Annotated in this window: 31 protein-coding genes; all 31 read left to right on the top strand. The window is 67.0% G+C overall.

Going from position 1 to position 17,611, the window contains the following annotated elements; translation table 11 throughout:
• Nucleotides 1–11 precede the first annotated feature (11 nt).
• The 31 genes from ACFV57_RS23335 (at nt 12) to ACFV57_RS23185 (ending at nt 17,609) form a co-directional block, all read left to right on the top strand.
• The gene (locus tag ACFV57_RS23335) at nt 12–290 is read left to right on the top strand and encodes a hypothetical protein (RefSeq protein ID WP_385235452.1); all 279 of its coding nucleotides are present in this window, start codon (nt 12–14) and stop codon (nt 288–290) included.
• A 146-nt stretch (nt 291–436) separates the two neighbouring features.
• Nucleotides 437–1,348 carry a hypothetical protein gene (locus ACFV57_RS23330; RefSeq protein ID WP_385235449.1) on the top strand — a complete coding sequence of 304 codons (912 nt, stop codon included), beginning with the start codon at nt 437–439 and terminating at the stop codon, nt 1,346–1,348.
• Nucleotides 1,349–1,780: 432 nt separating this feature from the next.
• Nucleotides 1,781–2,089 carry a 30S ribosomal protein S10 gene (rpsJ, locus tag ACFV57_RS23325; protein WP_004571821.1) on the top strand — a complete coding sequence of 103 codons (309 nt, stop codon included), beginning with the start codon at nt 1,781–1,783 and terminating at the stop codon, nt 2,087–2,089.
• A 14-nt stretch (nt 2,090–2,103) separates the two neighbouring features.
• Nucleotides 2,104–2,748, top strand: a complete 645-nt coding sequence (gene rplC / locus ACFV57_RS23320; protein ID WP_030016992.1) for a 50S ribosomal protein L3 — start codon at nt 2,104–2,106, stop codon at nt 2,746–2,748.
• A gap of 8 nt (nt 2,749–2,756) precedes the next feature.
• Nucleotides 2,757–3,407, top strand: coding sequence for a 50S ribosomal protein L4 (rplD, locus tag ACFV57_RS23315; protein ID WP_385235444.1), 651 nt, complete (start codon nt 2,757–2,759; stop codon nt 3,405–3,407).
• Complete coding sequence (gene rplW, locus ACFV57_RS23310; RefSeq protein ID WP_030016990.1) at nt 3,407–3,730, top strand: 50S ribosomal protein L23; 324 nt, start codon at nt 3,407–3,409, stop codon at nt 3,728–3,730. The genes rplD and rplW overlap by 1 nt, the downstream gene beginning before the upstream one ends.
• A gap of 39 nt (nt 3,731–3,769) precedes the next feature.
• Nucleotides 3,770–4,606: a 50S ribosomal protein L2 gene (gene rplB / locus ACFV57_RS23305; RefSeq protein ID WP_073768979.1), complete on the top strand. Its 837-nt coding sequence runs from the start codon at nt 3,770–3,772 to the stop codon at nt 4,604–4,606.
• 12 nt (nt 4,607–4,618) lie between these two features.
• On the top strand, nt 4,619–4,900 hold the full coding sequence (gene rpsS, locus ACFV57_RS23300) for a 30S ribosomal protein S19 (protein WP_030016988.1): 282 nt from the start codon (nt 4,619–4,621) through the stop codon (nt 4,898–4,900).
• A gap of 44 nt (nt 4,901–4,944) precedes the next feature.
• On the top strand, nt 4,945–5,292 hold the full coding sequence (rplV, locus tag ACFV57_RS23295) for a 50S ribosomal protein L22 (protein WP_004571827.1): 348 nt from the start codon (nt 4,945–4,947) through the stop codon (nt 5,290–5,292).
• Nucleotides 5,292–6,119 carry a 30S ribosomal protein S3 gene (gene rpsC / locus ACFV57_RS23290; RefSeq protein ID WP_004571828.1) on the top strand — a complete coding sequence of 276 codons (828 nt, stop codon included), beginning with the start codon at nt 5,292–5,294 and terminating at the stop codon, nt 6,117–6,119. Before rplV ends, rpsC begins: the two co-directional genes overlap by 1 nt.
• A gap of 5 nt (nt 6,120–6,124) precedes the next feature.
• Nucleotides 6,125–6,544: a 50S ribosomal protein L16 gene (rplP, locus tag ACFV57_RS23285; protein ID WP_004571829.1), complete on the top strand. Its 420-nt coding sequence runs from the start codon at nt 6,125–6,127 to the stop codon at nt 6,542–6,544.
• Nucleotides 6,544–6,768, top strand: coding sequence for a 50S ribosomal protein L29 (gene rpmC, locus ACFV57_RS23280; protein ID WP_004950453.1), 225 nt, complete (start codon nt 6,544–6,546; stop codon nt 6,766–6,768). The genes rplP and rpmC overlap by 1 nt, the downstream gene beginning before the upstream one ends.
• Nucleotides 6,768–7,049 carry a 30S ribosomal protein S17 gene (gene rpsQ / locus ACFV57_RS23275; RefSeq protein ID WP_030589651.1) on the top strand — a complete coding sequence of 94 codons (282 nt, stop codon included), beginning with the start codon at nt 6,768–6,770 and terminating at the stop codon, nt 7,047–7,049. The genes rpmC and rpsQ overlap by 1 nt, the downstream gene beginning before the upstream one ends.
• A gap of 131 nt (nt 7,050–7,180) precedes the next feature.
• Nucleotides 7,181–7,549 (top strand): 50S ribosomal protein L14, encoded by a 369-nt coding sequence (gene rplN / locus ACFV57_RS23270; RefSeq protein WP_003974257.1) that lies wholly within the window; start codon nt 7,181–7,183, stop codon nt 7,547–7,549.
• 3 nt (nt 7,550–7,552) lie between these two features.
• On the top strand, nt 7,553–7,876 hold the full coding sequence (rplX, locus tag ACFV57_RS23265) for a 50S ribosomal protein L24 (protein ID WP_360124509.1): 324 nt from the start codon (nt 7,553–7,555) through the stop codon (nt 7,874–7,876).
• Nucleotides 7,876–8,436: a 50S ribosomal protein L5 gene (gene rplE / locus ACFV57_RS23260; protein WP_030016984.1), complete on the top strand. Its 561-nt coding sequence runs from the start codon at nt 7,876–7,878 to the stop codon at nt 8,434–8,436. Before rplX ends, rplE begins: the two co-directional genes overlap by 1 nt.
• Nucleotides 8,437–8,438: 2 nt before the next feature.
• Nucleotides 8,439–8,624: a type Z 30S ribosomal protein S14 gene (locus ACFV57_RS23255; protein ID WP_004571834.1), complete on the top strand. Its 186-nt coding sequence runs from the start codon at nt 8,439–8,441 to the stop codon at nt 8,622–8,624.
• Nucleotides 8,625–8,890: 266 nt separating this feature from the next.
• Entirely contained in the window at nt 8,891–9,289 is a 399-nt protein-coding gene (gene rpsH / locus ACFV57_RS23250; RefSeq protein ID WP_227046489.1) for a 30S ribosomal protein S8, read from the top strand.
• Nucleotides 9,290–9,311: 22 nt separating this feature from the next.
• Nucleotides 9,312–9,851: a 50S ribosomal protein L6 gene (rplF, locus tag ACFV57_RS23245; RefSeq protein ID WP_073768965.1), complete on the top strand. Its 540-nt coding sequence runs from the start codon at nt 9,312–9,314 to the stop codon at nt 9,849–9,851.
• A 3-nt stretch (nt 9,852–9,854) separates the two neighbouring features.
• Complete coding sequence (rplR, locus tag ACFV57_RS23240) at nt 9,855–10,238, top strand: 50S ribosomal protein L18 (protein WP_385235434.1); 384 nt, start codon at nt 9,855–9,857, stop codon at nt 10,236–10,238.
• Nucleotides 10,239–10,282: 44 nt separating this feature from the next.
• Entirely contained in the window at nt 10,283–10,888 is a 606-nt protein-coding gene (gene rpsE, locus ACFV57_RS23235; protein ID WP_385235431.1) for a 30S ribosomal protein S5, read from the top strand.
• Nucleotides 10,888–11,070: a 50S ribosomal protein L30 gene (gene rpmD / locus ACFV57_RS23230; RefSeq protein WP_360124500.1), complete on the top strand. Its 183-nt coding sequence runs from the start codon at nt 10,888–10,890 to the stop codon at nt 11,068–11,070. Before rpsE ends, rpmD begins: the two co-directional genes overlap by 1 nt.
• Nucleotide 11,071: 1 nt before the next feature.
• Entirely contained in the window at nt 11,072–11,527 is a 456-nt protein-coding gene (gene rplO / locus ACFV57_RS23225; protein WP_385235428.1) for a 50S ribosomal protein L15, read from the top strand.
• Between the two features lie 235 nt (nt 11,528–11,762).
• Complete coding sequence (secY, locus tag ACFV57_RS23220) at nt 11,763–13,076, top strand: preprotein translocase subunit SecY (RefSeq protein WP_360124494.1); 1,314 nt, start codon at nt 11,763–11,765, stop codon at nt 13,074–13,076.
• Nucleotides 13,076–13,729, top strand: a complete 654-nt coding sequence (locus ACFV57_RS23215; RefSeq protein ID WP_385235424.1) for an adenylate kinase — start codon at nt 13,076–13,078, stop codon at nt 13,727–13,729. Before secY ends, ACFV57_RS23215 begins: the two co-directional genes overlap by 1 nt.
• A 125-nt stretch (nt 13,730–13,854) precedes the next feature.
• Nucleotides 13,855–14,691 carry a type I methionyl aminopeptidase gene (map, locus tag ACFV57_RS23210; RefSeq protein WP_385235421.1) on the top strand — a complete coding sequence of 279 codons (837 nt, stop codon included), beginning with the start codon at nt 13,855–13,857 and terminating at the stop codon, nt 14,689–14,691.
• A gap of 193 nt (nt 14,692–14,884) precedes the next feature.
• On the top strand, nt 14,885–15,106 hold the full coding sequence (gene infA / locus ACFV57_RS23205) for a translation initiation factor IF-1 (protein ID WP_003956442.1): 222 nt from the start codon (nt 14,885–14,887) through the stop codon (nt 15,104–15,106).
• A 59-nt stretch (nt 15,107–15,165) separates the two neighbouring features.
• The gene (rpmJ, locus tag ACFV57_RS23200; protein WP_003956441.1) at nt 15,166–15,279 is read left to right on the top strand and encodes a 50S ribosomal protein L36; all 114 of its coding nucleotides are present in this window, start codon (nt 15,166–15,168) and stop codon (nt 15,277–15,279) included.
• Between the two features lie 206 nt (nt 15,280–15,485).
• Nucleotides 15,486–15,866: a 30S ribosomal protein S13 gene (gene rpsM, locus ACFV57_RS23195; protein WP_006604894.1), complete on the top strand. Its 381-nt coding sequence runs from the start codon at nt 15,486–15,488 to the stop codon at nt 15,864–15,866.
• 60 nt (nt 15,867–15,926) lie between these two features.
• A complete protein-coding gene (rpsK, locus tag ACFV57_RS23190; protein ID WP_004571845.1) occupies nt 15,927–16,331 on the top strand; it encodes a 30S ribosomal protein S11 in 405 nt (134 codons plus the stop codon).
• A 255-nt stretch (nt 16,332–16,586) separates the two neighbouring features.
• On the top strand, nt 16,587–17,609 hold the full coding sequence (locus tag ACFV57_RS23185) for a DNA-directed RNA polymerase subunit alpha (RefSeq protein ID WP_003956430.1): 1,023 nt from the start codon (nt 16,587–16,589) through the stop codon (nt 17,607–17,609).
• Nucleotides 17,610–17,611: the final 2 nt, after the last annotated feature.

The raw sequence follows: 17,611 nt of genomic DNA, 5'->3' as shown, positions 1-17,611 counted from the left end.
GCGGTGAGCGGGTGGCCGCGAACGAGATCAAGCCCGGCGACCACCCCAAGAAGGACGTGCGGCGGGTCCTGGAGAAGTGGGTGGCCCGGGGGTGGGTGCTGCGCAAGGACGGGCACTGGGGGCGGCTCTACTGCCCGTGCGAGGGGCGCTGCACCGCCATCCCCGTGGCCGGTACGCCGCGCAGCGCCACCGCGCACGCGCGCACGATCGACCGCCTGGCGTCCCGGTGCCCCCTGCCCTGTGGCGCGGCGAACCGAAGTCTCACGGGGATGCCGCGCGGCGAAGCGTGACCGTCGCGTCAACTGAGGTGGGCCGTCGGAGATCGTTCGTTTTGCGACAGTTGGCCGCGCGATGTTCGCCAGGCTTTGTCATGCTTTGTCTGTTGACGAACGACAACAGACCTGCAACCCTGCCGGAGGACTAGGGGGACGCCGTCATGGACTACGACTTCACCTTCGTCGTCACGGGCGCGAGCGTCGACGACCAGGACGCCGTCGACGCGCTGCGCGACAGCTGCGACGCCCTCCTCGCGCGGGCCGGCGGCGCCGACCTGCTCAGCGTCACCTGGCCCGGCGACTGCGCCGTGCGGGCCGCCCTCGAAGCGGCGTCGGCGGCGCGGGCCGCGGTGCCGCGCCTGCGGGTGCGCCGCCTCGACCGCGACCTGGTGGGCATGCACGAGATCGCCGAGCGCACGGGCCGCTCCCGGCAGAACGTCGCCCAGTGGGCCGCCGGGGCACGCAAGGCCCGCGGCGCGCCCTTCCCGGAGGCCGAGGGGACCGTAGGGCGCTCCCAGGCCTGGCTGTGGTCGGAGGTCAACCGCTGGCTCGCCGCGCACGGCCTGGACGACGGGGCCGCCCACCCCACGCGCGAGGAGATGGCGGAGATCGACGTGGCGCTGGCCGGCCGGGTCGCGCTGACGTTCCGGTTCGCCGCGACCCCGGGCTTCCAGGAGGGGCGCCAGCGCGTCATCGAGGAACTGCGCAACCGCCACATAAACCGGTTCCTGGGCATACTGGCCGGGTTCGACGGCACCACCGACGGGCACGGCAACCACGTCCTGGTCGTGGCCGACGGTCGGGAGCCGGCGCGCGGGGTGATGGAGCGCGTGGCGCAGTTCCCGCACGACGTGGTGCTGGTGACCGAGACCGACCAGTTCACGGTCACCGTCCTGTCCAGCCGCGGCCCGGGCCGCTCCGGCCGCGTCGTGCCCGTACCCGGCACGGCGACGGTCGGCGAGTGGCTGCGCCAGGTCCGCGACTTCCCGCACGCCGCCTTCGCCGTCGAGGGTGACGACCGCCACACGGAGGAGCCCGCCCGCATCCAGTGGCAGATGGCCATCGCGGCGTAGGGGAGGGGCCGGGCGGCCTTCGCCGGTGTTCCGTTCCGGCGCGTCGGAGACGGGTCCGTGCACCCGGACGGTGTGGCGCGGTGTACGATCTCCCGCTCGATTGGCAGCGTTCGCCGCTGGTGTGGCACACTGTCCAGGTTGCTCGGTTGAGTGCCGATGCTGCGCGCCTCCCGCCGGGAGGACTGGAAGCGAGTCCTAGGTATTCGTCGCCTCTTATCAGAGGCGGAAGTACGGGAATCTTCCGGGAAGTGCAGCGGGGTGCCTCAGCCAGGCGCCCGGTGGGTGTTCATCCCCCACGTTTTCCTTCTCGAAGGATCACCCTTGCGGAGATCTGCGGGAAGGAGCGCGACACGCCCGACCGCGTGGGTCGGTGGATGAACGGCAACGCACCGGGTCCCAGAGCGTTACGAGAGACAGGACTACGAAGTAGCCATGGCGGGACAGAAGATCCGCATCCGGCTCAAGGCCTACGACCACGAGGTCATCGACACGTCGGCGAAGAAGATCGTCGAGACGGTGACCCGTACTGGTGCGTCGGTCGCGGGCCCGGTGCCGCTCCCCACCGAGAAGAACGTGTACTGCGTCATCAAGTCGCCGCACAAGTACAAGGACTCGCGCGAGCACTTCGAGATGCGCACGCACAAGCGCCTGATCGACATTCTCGACCCGACGCCCAAGACCGTTGACTCGCTGATGCGCCTGGACCTTCCGGCCGGCGTTGACATCGAGATCAAGCTCTGAGAGGCGCAGTAGAGATGGCTAAGCAGATCAAGGGCATCCTGGGCGAGAAGCTCGGCATGACCCAGGTCTGGGACGAGAACAACCGTGTCGTCCCGGTCACTGTGGTCAAGGCCGGCCCCTGCGTCGTTACCCAGGTGCGCACCAATGACCAGGACGGCTACGACTCCGTCCAGATCGCCTTCGGCGAGATCGACCCGCGCAAGGTGAACAAGCCCCTCAAGGGCCACTTCGCGAAGGCCGACGTCACCCCCCGCCGTCACCTCGTCGAGGTCCGTACCACTGACGCCAGTGAGTACACCCTCGGCCAGGAGCTGACCGCCGAGACCTTCGAGTCGGGCGTCAAGGTGGACGTGACCGGCAAGAGCAAGGGCAAGGGCTTCGCCGGTGTCATGAAGCGTCACGGCTTCCACGGCGGCAAGGCTTCGCACGGTGCCCACCGCGTGCACCGCAAGCCGGGCTCCATCGGTGGCTGCGCCACCCCGGGCCGCGTGTTCAAGGGCATGCGGATGGCCGGCCGTATGGGCAACGAGCGGGTCACCACCCAGAACCTGACCGTCCATGCCGTTGACGCGGAGAAGGGTCTGCTGCTCATCAAGGGCGCAGTTCCTGGTCCGAACGGCGGCCTCGTCCTGGTCCGTACCGCGGCCAAGGGGGCCTGAGGTAACCGATGAGCACCATTGACATCCTTTCGCCGGCAGGCGACAAGGCCGGGACCGTCGAGCTCCCCACGGAGATCTTCGACGCGAAGGTCAGCGTTCCGCTGATCCACCAGGTCGTTGTCGCGCAGCTGGCCGCGGCCCGTCAGGGCACGCACAAGACCAAGACTCGCGGCGAGGTCCGCGGCGGTGGCAAGAAGCCGTACCGCCAGAAGGGCACCGGCCGCGCGCGCCAGGGTTCGACCCGCGCGCCGCAGTTCGCCGGCGGTGGCGTCGTGCACGGTCCCGTGCCGCGTGACTACTCGCAGCGGACCCCGAAGAAGATGAAGGCCGCCGCCCTGCGCGGTGCCCTCACCGACCGGGCCCGCAACAGCCGCATCCACGTCGTCTCCGGCGTGGTCGAGGGCGAGGTCTCCACCAAGGCCGCCAAGGCTCTCCTCGGCAAGATCAGCGAGCGCAAGCACGTGCTGCTGGTCGCCGAGCGCGCCGACGAGGCCGCGTGGCTCTCCGCCCGCAACCTGCCCCAGGTCCACATCCTGGAGCCGGGCCAGCTGAACACGTACGACGTGCTCGTCTCCGACGACGTGGTCTTCACCAAGGCCGCCTTCGAGTCCTTCGTGGCTGGTCCCAAGGCCGCTGAGCTCGAAGGGAGCGCCGCCTGATGACTGAGGCGACCGTTACCAGCAAGTCCTTCTCGGACCCGCGCGACCTTCTGGTCAAGCCGGTCGTCTCCGAGAAGAGCTACGCGCTGCTGGACGAGAACAAGTACACGTTCATCGTCGACCCGCGTGCGAACAAGACCCAGATCAAGCAGGCCGTCGAGGCGGTCTTCTCGGTCAAGGTCACCGGGGTCAACACGATCAACCGCCAGGGCAAGCGCAAGCGCACCCGCACCGGTTTCGGTAAGCGCGCCAACACCAAGCGCGCCATCGTGACCCTCGCCGAGGGCGACCGTATCGACATCTTCGGCGGCCCGGTCTCCTAACGGAGTCCGAGTCGTCCGGAATCGGACGAGGACTGAGAAATGGGTATCCGCAAGTACAAGCCGACGACCCCGGGCCGTCGTGGCTCCAGCGTCGCCGACTTTGTCGAGATCACGCGGTCCACGCCGGAGAAGTCGCTGGTCCGCCCGCTGCACAGCAAGGGCGGCCGTAACAACGCCGGTCGTGTGACCGTTCGCCACCAGGGCGGTGGCCACAAGCGCGCCTACCGCGTGATCGACTTCCGTCGTCACGACAAGGACGGCGTGCCGGCCAAGGTCGCGCACATCGAGTACGACCCGAACCGCACCGCGCGCATCGCGCTCCTGCACTACGCGGACGGCGAGAAGCGCTACATCATCGCCCCCCGCGGCCTGGTGCAGGGCGCTCGGATCGAGAACGGCCAGGGCGCCGACATCAAGCCGGGCAACAACCTGCCGCTGCGCCACATCCCGGTCGGTACGACGATCCACGCCATCGAGCTGCGGCCCGGCGGCGGCGCGAAGTTCGCCCGCTCCGCGGGTGCCTCCGTGCAGCTGCTGGCGAAGGAGGGCACCATGGCCCACCTTCGTATGCCGTCCGGTGAGATCCGCCTGGTCGACGTCCGCTGCCGCGCCACTGTCGGCGAGGTCGGCAACGCCGAGCAGTCGAACATCAACTGGGGCAAGGCCGGCCGTATGCGCTGGAAGGGCGTCCGCCCGACCGTGCGTGGTGTCGTGATGAACCCGGTCGACCACCCGCACGGTGGTGGTGAGGGCAAGACCTCCGGTGGTCGCCACCCGGTCTCGCCCTGGGGCCAGAAGGAGGGTCGTACGCGTTCGCCGAAGAAGGCTTCGAACAAGTACATCGTCCGCCGCCGCAAGACGAACAAGAAGCGCTAGGAGCGGGTTTAGATGCCGCGTAGTCTCAAGAAGGGGCCCTTCGTCGACGACCACCTGAGCAAGAAGGTGGACACGCAGAACGAAGCCGGCACCAAGAACGTCATCAAGACCTGGTCCCGCCGCTCCATGATCGTCCCGGCCATGCTCGGCCACACGATCGCGGTGCACGACGGCCGCAAGCACGTCCCGGTGTTCGTCACCGAGTCGATGGTCGGCCACAAGCTCGGCGAGTTTGCGCCGACCCGCACCTTCCGCGGCCACGAGAAGGACGACCGCAAGTCGCGTCGTCGCTGATCGACCGGAGTGCGAAGACTATGACTGACACCGAAGGGACAACCATGGAAGCCAGGGCCCAGGCGCGGTACATCCGCGTCACGCCCATGAAGGCCCGCCGCGTGGTGGACCTTATCCGTGGCATGGATGCCACGGAGGCTCAGGCGGTCCTGCGTTTCGCCCCGCAGGCCGCGAGCGTGCCCGTCGGCAAGGTGCTGGACAGCGCCATTGCCAACGCGGCGCACAACTACGACCACACGGACGCCTCCTCGCTGGTCATCAGCGAGGCGTACGTAGACGAGGGTCCGACCCTGAAGCGGTTCCGTCCGCGTGCCCAGGGCCGTGCCTACCGGATCCGCAAGCGGACCAGCCACATCACCGTGGTCGTCAGCAGCAAGGAAGGAACCCGGTAATGGGCCAGAAGGTAAACCCGCACGGGTTCCGGCTCGGCATCACCACCGACTTCAAGTCGCGTTGGTACGCCGACAAGCTGTACAAGGACTACGTCAAGGAAGACGTCGCCATTCGTCGCATGATGACGAAGGGCATGGAGCGCGCCGGCATCTCGAAGGTGGAGATCGAGCGCACCCGTGAGCGCGTCCGCGTCGACATCCACACCGCTCGTCCGGGCATCGTCATCGGCCGCCGCGGCGCCGAGGCCGACCGCATCCGCGGCGAACTGGAGAAGCTGACCGGCAAGCAGGTCCAGCTGAACATCCTCGAGGTCAAGAACCCCGAGACCGATGCTCAGCTCGTGGCCCAGGCCGTCGCCGAGCAGCTGTCCTCCCGCGTCTCCTTCCGTCGCGCCATGCGCAAGAGCATGCAGTCGACGATGAAGGCCGGCGCCAAGGGCATCAAGATCCAGTGTGGTGGCCGTCTCGGCGGCGCCGAGATGTCGCGCTCGGAGTTCTACCGCGAGGGCCGCGTGCCCCTGCACACGCTCCGCGCCAACGTCGACTACGGCTTCTTCGAGGCCAAGACCACCTTCGGCCGTATCGGTGTGAAGGTCTGGATCTACAAGGGCGACGTCAAGAACATCGCCGAGGTCCGCGCCGAGAACGCTGCCGCCCGTGCGGGCAACCGCCCGGCCCGCGGTGGCGGCAACGACCGCCCGCGTCGCGGTGGCGAGCGCGGCGGCCGTGGCGGCCGCAAGCCGCAGCAGAACGCCGCTGCCGAGGCCCCCAAGGCCGAGGCCGCTGCCGCTGCTCCGGCTGCTGAGAGCACCGGAACGGAGGGCTGACCGACATGCTGATCCCTCGCAGGGTCAAGCACCGCAAGCAGCACCACCCGAAGCGCAACGGTATGGCCAAGGGTGGCACCGAGCTTGCCTTCGGTGAGTACGGCATTCAGGCCGTGACCCCCGCCTACGTGACGAACCGGCAGATCGAGTCCGCTCGTATCGCCATGACCCGTCACATCAAGCGTGGCGGCAAGGTCTGGATCAACATTTACCCGGACCGCCCGCTGACGAAGAAGCCGGCCGAGACCCGCATGGGTTCCGGTAAGGGTTCTCCGGAGTGGTGGGTCGCGAACGTCAAGCCCGGTCGGGTGATGTTCGAGCTGTCCTTCCCGAACGAAAAGGTTGCCAAGGAGGCGCTGACCCGCGCCGCCCACAAGCTTCCGATGAAGTGCCGCATCGTGCGGCGCGAGGCAGGTGAGTCGTGATGGCGGCCGGTACCAAGGCGACCGAGCTGCGCGAGCTGAACAACGAGGACCTCGTTGCGAAGCTCCGCGAGGCCAAGGAGGAGCTGTTCAACCTCCGCTTCCAGGCGGCGACCGGACAGCTTGAGAACCACGGCCGGCTGAAGGCCGTCCGCAAGGACATCGCCCGGATCTACACCCTGATGCGTGAGCGCGAGCTGGGCATCGAGACGGTGGAGAGCGCCTGATGAGCGAGAAGAATGTGACTGAGACGAACGAGCGCGGCTTCCGCAAGACCCGTGAGGGCCTCGTCGTCAGCGACAAGATGGACAAGACCGTCGTCGTCGCTGTCGAGGACCGTGTCAAGCACGCGCTGTACGGCAAGGTCATCCGCCGTACGAACAAGCTCAAGGCGCACGACGAGCAGAACGCTGCCGGTGTCGGCGACCGCGTCCTCCTGATGGAGACGCGTCCGCTGTCGGCGAGCAAGCGCTGGCGCATCGTCGAGATCCTCGAGAAGGCCAAGTAAGGAAATTCCCGTTCGGGAATTTTCATAGATACCGCCTGGGGGGTTTCCCCCAGGTCAGTTCCGCCAGGCTCGGCGGTGGGCCTCAGCGATGAGGCCCCCGCCGGGAACCGGCAGACGATCAGGAGATAGACGTGATCCAGCAGGAGTCGCGGCTTCGGGTCGCCGACAACACGGGTGCGAAGGAAATTCTCACCATCCGTGTTCTCGGTGGTTCGGGCCGCCGCTACGCGGGCATCGGTGACGTCATCGTCGCCACCGTCAAGGATGCGATCCCCGGTGGCAACGTGAAGAAGGGTGACGTCGTCAAGGCGGTCATCGTTCGCACCGTCAAGGAGCGCCGCCGTCCGGACGGCTCGTACATCCGCTTCGACGAGAACGCGGCCGTCATCCTCAAGAACGATGGCGACCCCCGCGGCACCCGCATCTTCGGCCCCGTGGGCCGGGAGCTGCGCGAGAAGAAGTTCATGAAGATCATCTCGCTCGCGCCGGAGGTGCTGTAACCGATGAAGATCAAGAAGGGCGACCTGGTCCAGATCATCACCGGCAAGGACAAGGGCAAGCAGGGCAAGGTCATCGCGGCCTTCCCCCGCGAGGACCGTGTCCTGGTCGAGGGTGTCAACCGGGTCAAGAAGCACACCAAGGCCGGTCAGACCGCTCGTGGCTCCAAGACCGGCGGCATCGTGACGACCGAGGCCCCGATCCACGTGAGCAACGTGCAGCTCGTCGTGGAGAAGGACGGCAACAAGGTCGTCACCCGCGTCGGGTACCGCTTCGACGACGAAGGCAACAAGATCCGCGTTGCCAAGCGGACCGGTGAGGACATCTGATGACTGCCACCACCAACGCGCCGCGCCTCAAGCAGCGCTACCGCGAAGAAATCGCCGGGAAGCTGAAGGACGAGTTCTCCTACGAGAACGTCATGCAGATCCCGGGTCTGACCAAGATCGTGGTCAACATGGGTGTGGGCGACGCCGCCCGCGACTCCAAGCTGATCGAGGGTGCCATCAAGGACCTCACCACGATCACCGGTCAGAAGCCGGCCGTCACCAAGGCCCGTAAGTCCATCGCGCAGTTCAAGCTGCGCGAGGGCCAGCCGATCGGTGCCCACGTCACCCTCCGTGGTGACCGCATGTGGGAGTTCCTGGACCGCCTGCTGTCGCTCGCGCTGCCGCGCATCCGCGACTTCCGTGGTCTGTCCCCGAAGCAGTTCGACGGTCGGGGCAACTACACCTTCGGTCTCACGGAGCAGGTCATGTTCCACGAGATCGACCAGGACAAGATCGACCGGCAGCGGGGCATGGACATCACCGTGGTCACCACGGCGTCCAACGACGATGAGGGCCGCGCCCTGCTTCGTCACCTCGGCTTCCCGTTCAAGGAGAACTGACCGTGGCGAAGAAGGCTCTGATCGCTAAGGCGGCCCGCAAGCCGAAGTTCGCTGTGCGCGCGTACACGCGTTGCCAGCGCTGCGGCCGGCCGCACTCCGTGTACCGCAAGTTCGGCCTGTGCCGCGTGTGCCTCCGTGAGATGGCTCACCGTGGCGAGCTGCCGGGCGTGACCAAGAGCTCCTGGTAACACCCCCTTCCGCTCGTCCGACCAGCGCCCTCGCGGGCGCCTGGTGGGGCGGCAGGAGACATGTGGGTGGTTCCGGAGTCTCTCGGTAAGCATCTGTTCGGCGGGGCCCCGCCCTTTGATCCCGTAGGGTAGAAGGGTTGGGCGCCCCGTCGCCCAGGAACGACTTACTACGCCGAAGGTCCCCGCGCCGCACCCGTCCCGACCCAGCTCGGGGAGAGGGATGGCGCATACAGGAAACCCCGGCGAGAGAGGCCGAAGGCCAATTCATGACCATGACTGACCCCATCGCAGACATGCTCACGCGTCTGCGTAACGCGAACTCGGCGTACCACGACACCGTCGTGATGCCGCACAGCAAGATCAAGTCGCACATCGCGGAGATCCTCCAGCAGGAGGGCTACATCACCGGCTGGAAGGTCGAGGACGCCGAGGTCGGCAAGAACCTCACCCTCGAGCTGAAGTTCGGCCCGAACCGCGAGCGCTCGATCGCCGGCATCAAGCGCATCTCGAAGCCGGGCCTGCGGGTCTACGCAAAGTCCACCAACCTGCCGAAGGTGCTCGGCGGCCTGGGCGTGGCGATCATCTCCACGTCGCACGGGCTCCTCACCGGTCAGCAGGCCAGCAAGAAGGGCGTAGGCGGAGAAGTTCTCGCCTACGTCTGGTAATTCGGGAACGGAGGAATAGCTAATGTCGCGTATTGGCAAGCTGCCCATCCAGGTTCCCGCTGGTGTGGACGTCACCATCGACGGCCGCACGGTTTCGGTGAAGGGTCCCAAGGGCTCCCTGCAGCACACCGTCGCCGCGCCCATCGAGGTCGCCAAGGGTGAGGACGGCTTCATCGCCGTCACCCGCCCGAACGACGAGCGTCAGAACAAGGCCCTGCACGGCCTGTCCCGCACGCTGGTGGCGAACATGATCACCGGCGTGACCCAGGGATTCACCAAGGCGCTCGAAATCAGCGGTGTCGGTTACCGCGTCCAGGCGAAGGGCTCCAACCTGGAGTTCTCGCTCGGCTACAGCCACCCGATCCTGGTCGAGGCGCCCGAGGGCATCTCGTTCAAGGTCGAGTCCCCGACCAAGCTGAGCGTCGAGGGCATCGACAAGCAGAAGGTCGGCGAGGTCGCCGCGAACATCCGCAAGCTGCGCAAGCCCGACCCGTACAAGGCCAAGGGCGTCAAGTACGCCGGCGAGGTCATCCGCCGCAAGGTCGGAAAGGCTGGTAAGTAAGCCATGGCATACGGTGTGAAGGTCGCGAAGGGTGACGCCTACAAGCGCGCCGCCGCCAAGCGTCGCCACATCCGCATCCGTAAGCGGATTTCGGGTACGCAGGAGCGTCCGCGTCTGGTCGTGACGCGGTCCAACCGTGGCATCACCGCCCAGGTCATCGACGACATCAAGGGTCACACCCTGGCGTCGGCGTCGACCCTGGACGCGTCGATCCGCGGTGGCGAGGGCAACAAGACGGACCTGGCCAAGCAGGTCGGCTCCCTGGTCGCCGAGCGCGCCAAGGCCGCCGGTGTCGAGGCCGTCGTGTTCGACCGTGGTGGCAAGCAGTACGCCGGGCGGATTGCCGCTCTGGCCGACGCCGCCCGCGAAGCCGGGCTGAAGTTCTAGCCCCGGTTCCGAGCTAGCGGACGTAACAGAGAGAGGTAATTCCAATGGCTGGACCCCAGCGCCGCGGGAGCGGTGCCGGTGGCGGCGAGCGGCGGGACCGTAAGGACCGGCGGGACGGCGGCGCAGCTGCCGAGAAGACCGCCTACGTCGAGCGTGTTGTCGCAATCAACCGCGTCGCCAAGGTTGTGAAGGGTGGTCGTCGCTTCAGCTTCACCGCGCTGGTCGTGGTGGGCGACGGTGACGGCACCGTGGGTGTCGGTTACGGCAAGGCCAAGGAGGTGCCGGCCGCCATCGCCAAGGGCGTTGAGGAGGCCAAGAAGCACTTCTTCAAGGTCCCCCGTATCGCCGGCACCATCCCCCACCCGATCCAGGGCGAAGAGGCTGCGGGCGTCGTCCTGCTCAAGCCGGCTTCCCCCGGTACCGGTGTGATCGCCGGTGGCCCGGTGCGCGCCGTTCTGGAGTGCGCGGGCATCCACGACGTGCTGAGCAAGTCGCTCGGCTCGTCGAACCCGATCAACATCGTGCACGCCACGCGCGCAGCGCTCCAGGGCCTTCAGCGGCCCGAGGAGATCGCGGCCCGCCGTGGTCTGCCGCTGGAGGACGTTGCTCCCGCCGCTCTGCTGCGGGCGCGTGCCGGGGTGAACGCGTAATGGCGTCGCTCAAGATCACGCAGACCAAGTCCATCATCGGCAGCAAGCAGAACCACCGTGACACCCTGCGTTCCCTTGGTCTCAAGGGCATCAACACGCAGGTCGTCAAGGAGGACCGCCCCGAGTTCCGCGGCATGGTGCACACCGTCCGCCACCTCGTGACGGTTGAGGAGGTCGACTGACATGGCGGAGCAGAACCCGCTGAAGGTCCACAACCTCCGGCCCGCCCCGGGCGCCAAGACCGCCAAGACCCGTGTGGGTCGTGGTGAGGCGTCCAAGGGTAAGACCGCTGGTCGTGGTACCAAGGGCACGAAGGCCCGCTACCAGGTTCCGGAGCGCTTCGAGGGTGGCCAGATGCCCCTCCACATGCGCCTCCCGAAGCTGAAGGGCTTCAAGAACCCCGCCCACAAGCAGTTCCAGGTCGTGAACCTGGACAAGCTGGCCGCGCTCTACCCGCAGGGTGGCGAGGTCACGGTGGCCGACCTGGTCGCCAAGGGCGCGGTGCGCAAGAACGAGCTCGTCAAGGTCCTGGGCCAGGGCGAGATCTCCGTGGCGCTGACGGTGTCGGTGGACTCCGTCTCCGGCTCCGCCAAGGAGAAGATCACCGCTGCCGGTGGCAGCGTCACCGAGCTCATCTGAGTTCAGTGAATCAACTGACCGGGGATGCCCACGTATTGGGGCATCCCCGGTTGGTCGTTCCAAGGGGGGCCTGGTCGCCGGTAAGGTGGCGTGCACTGTTGCTGTATTTTCCGGGGGTTCTTCCCCCGGGCCCCCGCCGCGTGGGCTAATGTCTGCGCGGTTTTGGCCGCTTTGTATTCGTCGATCCTCAAGACCGTCACCTCTCGCTCCAGAGGCGGGAGGCGCAGGAGGCACCGTGCTCACCGCGTTCGCCCGAGCGTTCAAGACGCCCGACCTGCGCAAAAAGCTGCTGTTCACATTGGGCATCGTGCTCGTCTACCGGCTCGGAGCTCATGTTCCGGTGCCCGGGGTGAACTACTCCAATGTCGACACCTGCATGAAGCAGGCCGGCGCCAACGGCGGTCTCTTCGGTCTGGTGAACATGTTCAGCGGTGGTGCGCTGCTCCAGATCACGATCTTCGCGCTGGGGATCATGCCGTACATCACGGCGAGCATCATCCTTCAGCTGCTGACCGTGGTGATCCCCCGTCTGGAGGCCCTCAAGAAGGAGGGGCAGTCCGGACAGGCCAAGATCACTCAGTACACCCGGTACCTGACCGTCGCGCTGGCGATCCTGCAGGGCACCGGACTGGTCGCCACCGCCAAGAGCGGTGCGCTGTTCCAGGGCTGCCCCGTCGCCAGCGAGATCGTGCCGAGCGACTCGATCTTCACGACGATCACGATGGTGATCACGATGACCGCCGGTACGGCCATGGTCATGTGGCTCGGTGAGCTGGTGACCGACCGCGGCATCGGCAACGGCATGTCGATCCTGATGTTCGTGGGCATCGCGGCCGGCTTCCCCGGCTCGCTGTGGCAGATCAAGATGTCCGGCAAGCTGGCCGACGGCTGGATCGAGTTCTTCGCCGTCATCGTGGTGGGCCTGGCGATGGTCGCCCTGGTGGTCTTCGTCGAGCAGGCCCAGCGGCGGATTCCCGTGCAGTACGCCAAGCGGATGATCGGACGCCGCTCGTACGGCGGTACGTCCACCTACATCCCGCTCAAGGTGAACCAGGCGGGTGTGATCCCCGTCATCTTCGCTTCGTCGCTGCTCTACATCCCGGCCCTGGTGGCACAGTTCAGCGGGTCGAAGGCCGGCTGGGCGACCTGGATCGAAACCAACTTCACCAAGGGCAACCACCCGGTTTACATCGTCACGTACTTCCTGCTGATCGTCTTCTTCGCGTTCTTCTACGTCGCCATCTCCTTCAACCCCGAGGAAGTTGCCGACAACATGAAGAAGTATGGTGGCTTCATCCCGGGCATCCGGGCCGGTCGCCCCACGGCCGAGTACCTCAGCTACGTGCTCAACCGGATCACGTGGCCGGGCTCGCTGTACCTGGGTCTGATCGCGCTGGTGCCAACAGTGGCGTTGGTGCTGTTCAAGGCCAACCAGAACTTCCCGTTCGGCGGGACGAGCATCCTGATCATCGTGGGTGTGGGTCTGGAGACCGTGAAGCAGATCGAGAGCCAGCTCCAGCAGCGCAACTACGAAGGGTTCCTCCGCTGATGCGAATCGTCCTCGTCGGGCCTCCTGGGGCAGGCAAGGGTACGCAGGCCGCGTACCTGGCCAAGAACCTCTCGATCCCGCACATCTCCACGGGCGACCTCTTCCGCGCCAACATCAGCCAGGGCACCGACCTCGGCAAAGAGGCGAAGTCCTACATGGACGCGGGCAACCTGGTCCCCGACTCGGTGACGATCGCGATGGCCGAGGACCGGCTGAACCAGGAGGACGCCGGGCACGGCTTCCTGCTGGACGGCTTCCCGCGCAACCTGGGCCAGGCCGAGGCGCTGGACGCCTACCTCAAGGACAAGAGCGTCAAGCTGGATGCCGTCCTGGACCTGGAGGTCCCGGAGGACGAGGTGGTCAAGCGGATCGCCGGCCGCCGGATCTGCCGCAACGACAGCAGCCACGTCTTCCATGTGGACTACCACAAGCCGAAGACCGAGGGTGTCTGCGACATCTGCGGCGGGGCCCTCTACCAGCGCGAGGACGACAGCGAGGACACCGTCCGCAAGCGCCTGGAGGTCTACCACTCGGAGACCGAGCCGATCATCGACCACTACAAGGCGCAGGACCTGGTCGTCACGATCCCGGCCCTCGGCAAGGTGGACGAGGTCACGCAGCGCGCGATGGCCGCGCTCGGCAAGGGCGAGTAGTCCCTCGAAGATCAGCGCTTACGGCCGCGGTGCCCGGGTACGGGACCGCGGCCGTATCGTGTAATGGCGCGGCCCGGTGCCGCGGCAGCGTCGTAGTAGTCGGTTTGAGGAAGGCGTAAGCCACCATGGTGGAGATCAAGACCCCCGAGCAGATCGCGAAGATGCGCGAGGCGGGGCTGGTGGTCGCCGCCATCCACGCGGCCACCCGTGAGGTGGCGGTGCCCGGCGCCACCACCAAGGACCTGGACGACGCCGCGCGCAAGGTGCTCGCCGAGCACGGCGCCAAGTCGAACTTCCTCGGTTACGGCGGCTTCCCGGCGACGATCTGCACGTCGGTCAACGACGTCGTCGTCCACGGCATCCCCGACACCGAGACCGTCCTCGCCGACGGCGACATCATCTCCATCGACTGCGGCGCGATCATCGACGGCTGGCACGGCGACGCGGCCTACACCGCCTTCGTGGGCTCCGGTCACGCTCCGGAGCTGGTCGAGCTCAGCCGGGTGACCGAGGAGTCCATGTGGGCGGGCATCGCGGCCGTCCGCAAGGGCAACCGCCTGGTCGACATCTCCAAGGCCATCGAGGGCTACATCCGCCGCCAGCCGCGCCCGGCCAACGGCAAGTACGGCATCGTCGAGGACTACGGCGGCCACGGCATCGGCTCGCAGATGCACATGGACCCGCACCTGCTGAACTACGTCGACCGCAAGCGCGGCCGCGGCCCGAAGCTGGTCCCCGGCTTCTGCATCGCCATCGAGCCCATGGTCAACCTGGGCACGGCCAAGACCCACGTCCTTGAGGACGACTGGACGGTCAAGTCGAACGACGGCAGCTGGTCCTCGCACTGGGAGCACTCGGTCGCGATGACCGAGCAGGGCCCGCTGGTACTGACCGCCCCCGACGGCGGCAAGGCCAAGCTGGCGGAACTGGGCATCGAGGCCGCCCCCGACCCGCTGGCCTGACCCCTGCGTACGGTCGCGGCGCGTCCCCGGCCCGGAGGCATAACGATCACTGTCCGTGGGCAATAATCGTGGATTCGTCTTTTCGGGAACGCTGACGTAGACTGACGCGTCGGCTGTCGTGCATCCGTGTGCCTGTTTGTCGGGTAAACGGGGGTGCGAAGTCGATCAAGGTAGCCGATTCGAAGGGCGAAGCGTGGCCAAGAAGCAAGGTGCCATCGAGATCGAGGGCACCGTGATCGAGTCCCTGCCGAACGCAATGTTCAAGGTGGAGCTCCAGAACGGTCACAAGGTCCTCGCGCACATCAGCGGAAAGATGCGGATGCACTACATCCGTATCCTCCCGGATGACCGGGTCGTCGTGGAGCTTTCTCCCTACGACCTGACGCGTGGCCGGATCGTCTACCGCTACAAGTAGATCTTGTCGACGCCCCCTCCCGTGGGGTGGCGGCACTGACCCGGAGAACCTCACATCCCATGAAGGTCAAGCCGAGCGTCAAGAAGATCTGCGACAAGTGCAAGGTGATCCGCCGCCACGGCCGGGTCATGGTGATCTGCGACAACCTGCGCCACAAGCAGCGCCAGGGCTGACGCACGCCGACCTCTCTGCATTTCGCAGTATCTTCGCGCGACGCATACGCACAGTAATACGTACATACGCAGTCACCCGACTCCACGTGCACGCTCACGTGGGACGACACCCCCGGCTCGGAGGCCGGGGACCCGGCTCGTAATGCTCCAGAGTCTTACGGGAACGGTGCTGCGGAAGACCTCCGAATACATCAGGAGCCACATCAATGGCACGCCTCGCAGGCGTTGATCTCCCGCGCGAAAAGCGCGTCGAGGTCGCCCTCACCTACGTCTTCGGCATCGGGCGCACCCTGTCGCAGCAGACCCTCGCCGCCACCGGCGTGAACCCGGACACCCGCGTTCGCGACCTGGCCGAGGAAGACCTGGTCAAGATCCGCGAGTACGTGGACAACAACCTCAAGACCGAGGGTGACCTCCGTCGCGAGATCCAGGCCGACATCCGCCGCAAGGTCGAGATCGGCTGCTACCAGGGTCTGCGTCACCGCCGCGGCCTGCCGGTGCACGGTCAGCGCACCAGCACGAACGCCCGTACCCGCAAGGGTCCGCGTCGCGCGATCGCCGGCAAGAAGAAGCCGGGCAAGAAGTAGTCCTCAGCGGACGCTGTTCAGCGGTCCCTGCAGGACCGACCACCTCCACGGGAGTAATACATGCCTCCGAAGGGCCGTACGGCCGGCGCCAAGAAGGTGCGCCGCAAGGAGAAGAAGAACGTCGCCCACGGGCACGCTCACATCAAGAGCACGTTCAACAACACCATCGTCTCGATCACCGACCCCACGGGCAACGTGATCTCCTGGGCCTCGGCGGGCCACGTGGGCTTCAAGGGCTCGCGCAAGTCCACGCCGTTCGCCGCGCAGATGGCCGCCGAGTCGGCCGCCCGTCGCGCGCAGGAGCACGGCATGCGCAAGGTCGACGTCTTCGTCAAGGGTCCCGGCTCCGGCCGTGAGACCGCGATCCGCTCGCTCCAGGCCACCGGCCTGGAGGTCGGCTCGATCCAGGACGTCACCCCCACGCCGCACAACGGCTGCCGTCCCCCCAAGCGTCGCCGGGTCTGATCCCGGAGCGGTGGCGCTCTCCGCGTGAGCGGAGGTGATCCGCGTCGCCGCGTCTGACGTCGCGCGGTCCTCATAGGGCCGCAGCCGGTCGGTCCGCGCTCCGGCGCGGCCCGGCACCGGGCACTTTTCGGGCGGTACGCCGCGACTCCTGGGAGCCGCGCCGTGCCGCCCGTACCCTTGTAGAAACCGCCGGGCCACCGTCCGGCGCAGCTGGCATCAAATAGCGGGTGCCAAGACTGGAAGGCGAAACACCTCATGCTGATCGCTCAGCGCCCCTCGCTGACCGAAGAGGTCGTCGACGAATACCGCTCCCGGTTCGTGATCGAGCCGCTGGAGCCGGGCTTCGGCTACACCCTCGGCAACTCCCTGCGTCGTACGCTCCTCTCCTCGATCCCGGGTGCGGCGGTCACGTCCATCCGCATCGACGGTGTCCTGCACGAGTTCACCACCGTGCCGGGCGTCAAGGAGGACGTCACCGACCTCATCCTCAACATCAAGCAGCTGGTCGTCTCCTCGGAGCACGACGAGCCCGTCGTGATGTACCTGCGCAAGCAGGGCCCCGGCCTGGTCACCGCCGCGGACATCGCCCCGCCGGCCGGTGTCGAGGTGCACAACCCCGACCTGGTCCTCGCCACCCTCAACGGCAAGGGCAAGCTGGAGATGGAGCTGACCGTCGAGCGCGGTCGCGGCTACGTCTCCGCCGTGCAGAACAAGCAGGTGGGCCAGGAGATCGGCCGTATCCCGGTCGACTCCATCTACTCGCCGGTTCTCAAGGTCACCTACAAGGTCGAGGCGACCCGTGTCGAGCAGCGCACCGACTTCGACAAGCTGATCGTCGACGTCGAGACCAAGCAGGCCATGCGTCCCCGTGACGCCATGGCGTCCGCCGGTAAGACCCTGGTGGAGCTGTTCGGTCTGGCGCGCGAGCTCAACATCGACGCCGAGGGCATCGACATGGGCCCGTCGCCCACGGACGCCGCCCTGGCCGCCGACCTGGCGCTGCCGATCGAGGAGCTGGAGCTCACCGTTCGGTCGTACAACTGCCTCAAGCGCGAGGGCATCCACTCCGTGGGTGAGCTCGTCGCCCGCTCCGAGGCCGACCTGCTCGACATCCGCAACTTCGGTGCGAAGTCGATCGACGAGGTCAAGGCGAAGCTGGCCGGCATGGGCCTGGCCCTGAAGGACTCGCCTCCCGGGTTCGACCCGACCGCCGCCGCTGACGCCTTCGGCGCCGACGACGACGCGGATGCCGGTTTCGTGGAGACCGAGCAGTACTGAGC

It is taken from the genome of Streptomyces sp. NPDC059788 (genome assembly GCF_042732265.1).
GTDB lineage: Bacteria > Actinomycetota > Actinomycetes > Streptomycetales > Streptomycetaceae > Streptomyces.
This window is presented reverse-complemented; position numbering and strand designations above follow the sequence as displayed.

Bases quoted from the DNA above. Each gene is read 5' to 3' on its own strand.
- rplF (WP_073768965.1), top strand. From the start codon at position 9,312: ATGTCGCGTATTGGCAAGCTGCCCATCCAGGTTCCCGCTGGTGTGGAC.
- rplX (WP_360124509.1), top strand. From the start codon at position 7,553: ATGAAGATCAAGAAGGGCGACCTGGTCCAGATCATCACCGGCAAGGAC.
- rpsJ (WP_004571821.1), top strand. From the start codon at position 1,781: ATGGCGGGACAGAAGATCCGCATCCGGCTCAAGGCCTACGACCACGAG.
- rplV (WP_004571827.1), top strand. From the start codon at position 4,945: ATGGAAGCCAGGGCCCAGGCGCGGTACATCCGCGTCACGCCCATGAAG.
- map (WP_385235421.1), top strand. From the start codon at position 13,855: ATGGTGGAGATCAAGACCCCCGAGCAGATCGCGAAGATGCGCGAGGCG.
- rplR (WP_385235434.1), top strand. From the start codon at position 9,855: ATGGCATACGGTGTGAAGGTCGCGAAGGGTGACGCCTACAAGCGCGCC.
- rpmD (WP_360124500.1), top strand. From the start codon at position 10,888: ATGGCGTCGCTCAAGATCACGCAGACCAAGTCCATCATCGGCAGCAAG.
- rpsH (WP_227046489.1), top strand. From the start codon at position 8,891: ATGACCATGACTGACCCCATCGCAGACATGCTCACGCGTCTGCGTAAC.
- rplB (WP_073768979.1), top strand. From the start codon at position 3,770: ATGGGTATCCGCAAGTACAAGCCGACGACCCCGGGCCGTCGTGGCTCC.
- rpmC (WP_004950453.1), top strand. From the start codon at position 6,544: ATGGCGGCCGGTACCAAGGCGACCGAGCTGCGCGAGCTGAACAACGAG.
- ACFV57_RS23330 (WP_385235449.1), top strand. From the start codon at position 437: ATGGACTACGACTTCACCTTCGTCGTCACGGGCGCGAGCGTCGACGAC.
- rplD (WP_385235444.1), top strand. From the start codon at position 2,757: ATGAGCACCATTGACATCCTTTCGCCGGCAGGCGACAAGGCCGGGACC.
- rpsS (WP_030016988.1), top strand. From the start codon at position 4,619: ATGCCGCGTAGTCTCAAGAAGGGGCCCTTCGTCGACGACCACCTGAGC.
- rplW (WP_030016990.1), top strand. From the start codon at position 3,407: ATGACTGAGGCGACCGTTACCAGCAAGTCCTTCTCGGACCCGCGCGAC.
- rpsC (WP_004571828.1), top strand. From the start codon at position 5,292: ATGGGCCAGAAGGTAAACCCGCACGGGTTCCGGCTCGGCATCACCACC.
- ACFV57_RS23185 (WP_003956430.1), top strand. From the start codon at position 16,587: ATGCTGATCGCTCAGCGCCCCTCGCTGACCGAAGAGGTCGTCGACGAA.
- rpsK (WP_004571845.1), top strand. From the start codon at position 15,927: ATGCCTCCGAAGGGCCGTACGGCCGGCGCCAAGAAGGTGCGCCGCAAG.
- rplC (WP_030016992.1), top strand. From the start codon at position 2,104: ATGGCTAAGCAGATCAAGGGCATCCTGGGCGAGAAGCTCGGCATGACC.
- rpmJ (WP_003956441.1), top strand. From the start codon at position 15,166: ATGAAGGTCAAGCCGAGCGTCAAGAAGATCTGCGACAAGTGCAAGGTG.
- rplP (WP_004571829.1), top strand. From the start codon at position 6,125: ATGCTGATCCCTCGCAGGGTCAAGCACCGCAAGCAGCACCACCCGAAG.
- ACFV57_RS23215 (WP_385235424.1), top strand. From the start codon at position 13,076: ATGCGAATCGTCCTCGTCGGGCCTCCTGGGGCAGGCAAGGGTACGCAG.
- rplE (WP_030016984.1), top strand. From the start codon at position 7,876: ATGACTGCCACCACCAACGCGCCGCGCCTCAAGCAGCGCTACCGCGAA.
- rpsE (WP_385235431.1), top strand. From the start codon at position 10,283: ATGGCTGGACCCCAGCGCCGCGGGAGCGGTGCCGGTGGCGGCGAGCGG.
- rplO (WP_385235428.1), top strand. From the start codon at position 11,072: ATGGCGGAGCAGAACCCGCTGAAGGTCCACAACCTCCGGCCCGCCCCG.
- rpsM (WP_006604894.1), top strand. From the start codon at position 15,486: ATGGCACGCCTCGCAGGCGTTGATCTCCCGCGCGAAAAGCGCGTCGAG.
- rpsQ (WP_030589651.1), top strand. From the start codon at position 6,768: ATGAGCGAGAAGAATGTGACTGAGACGAACGAGCGCGGCTTCCGCAAG.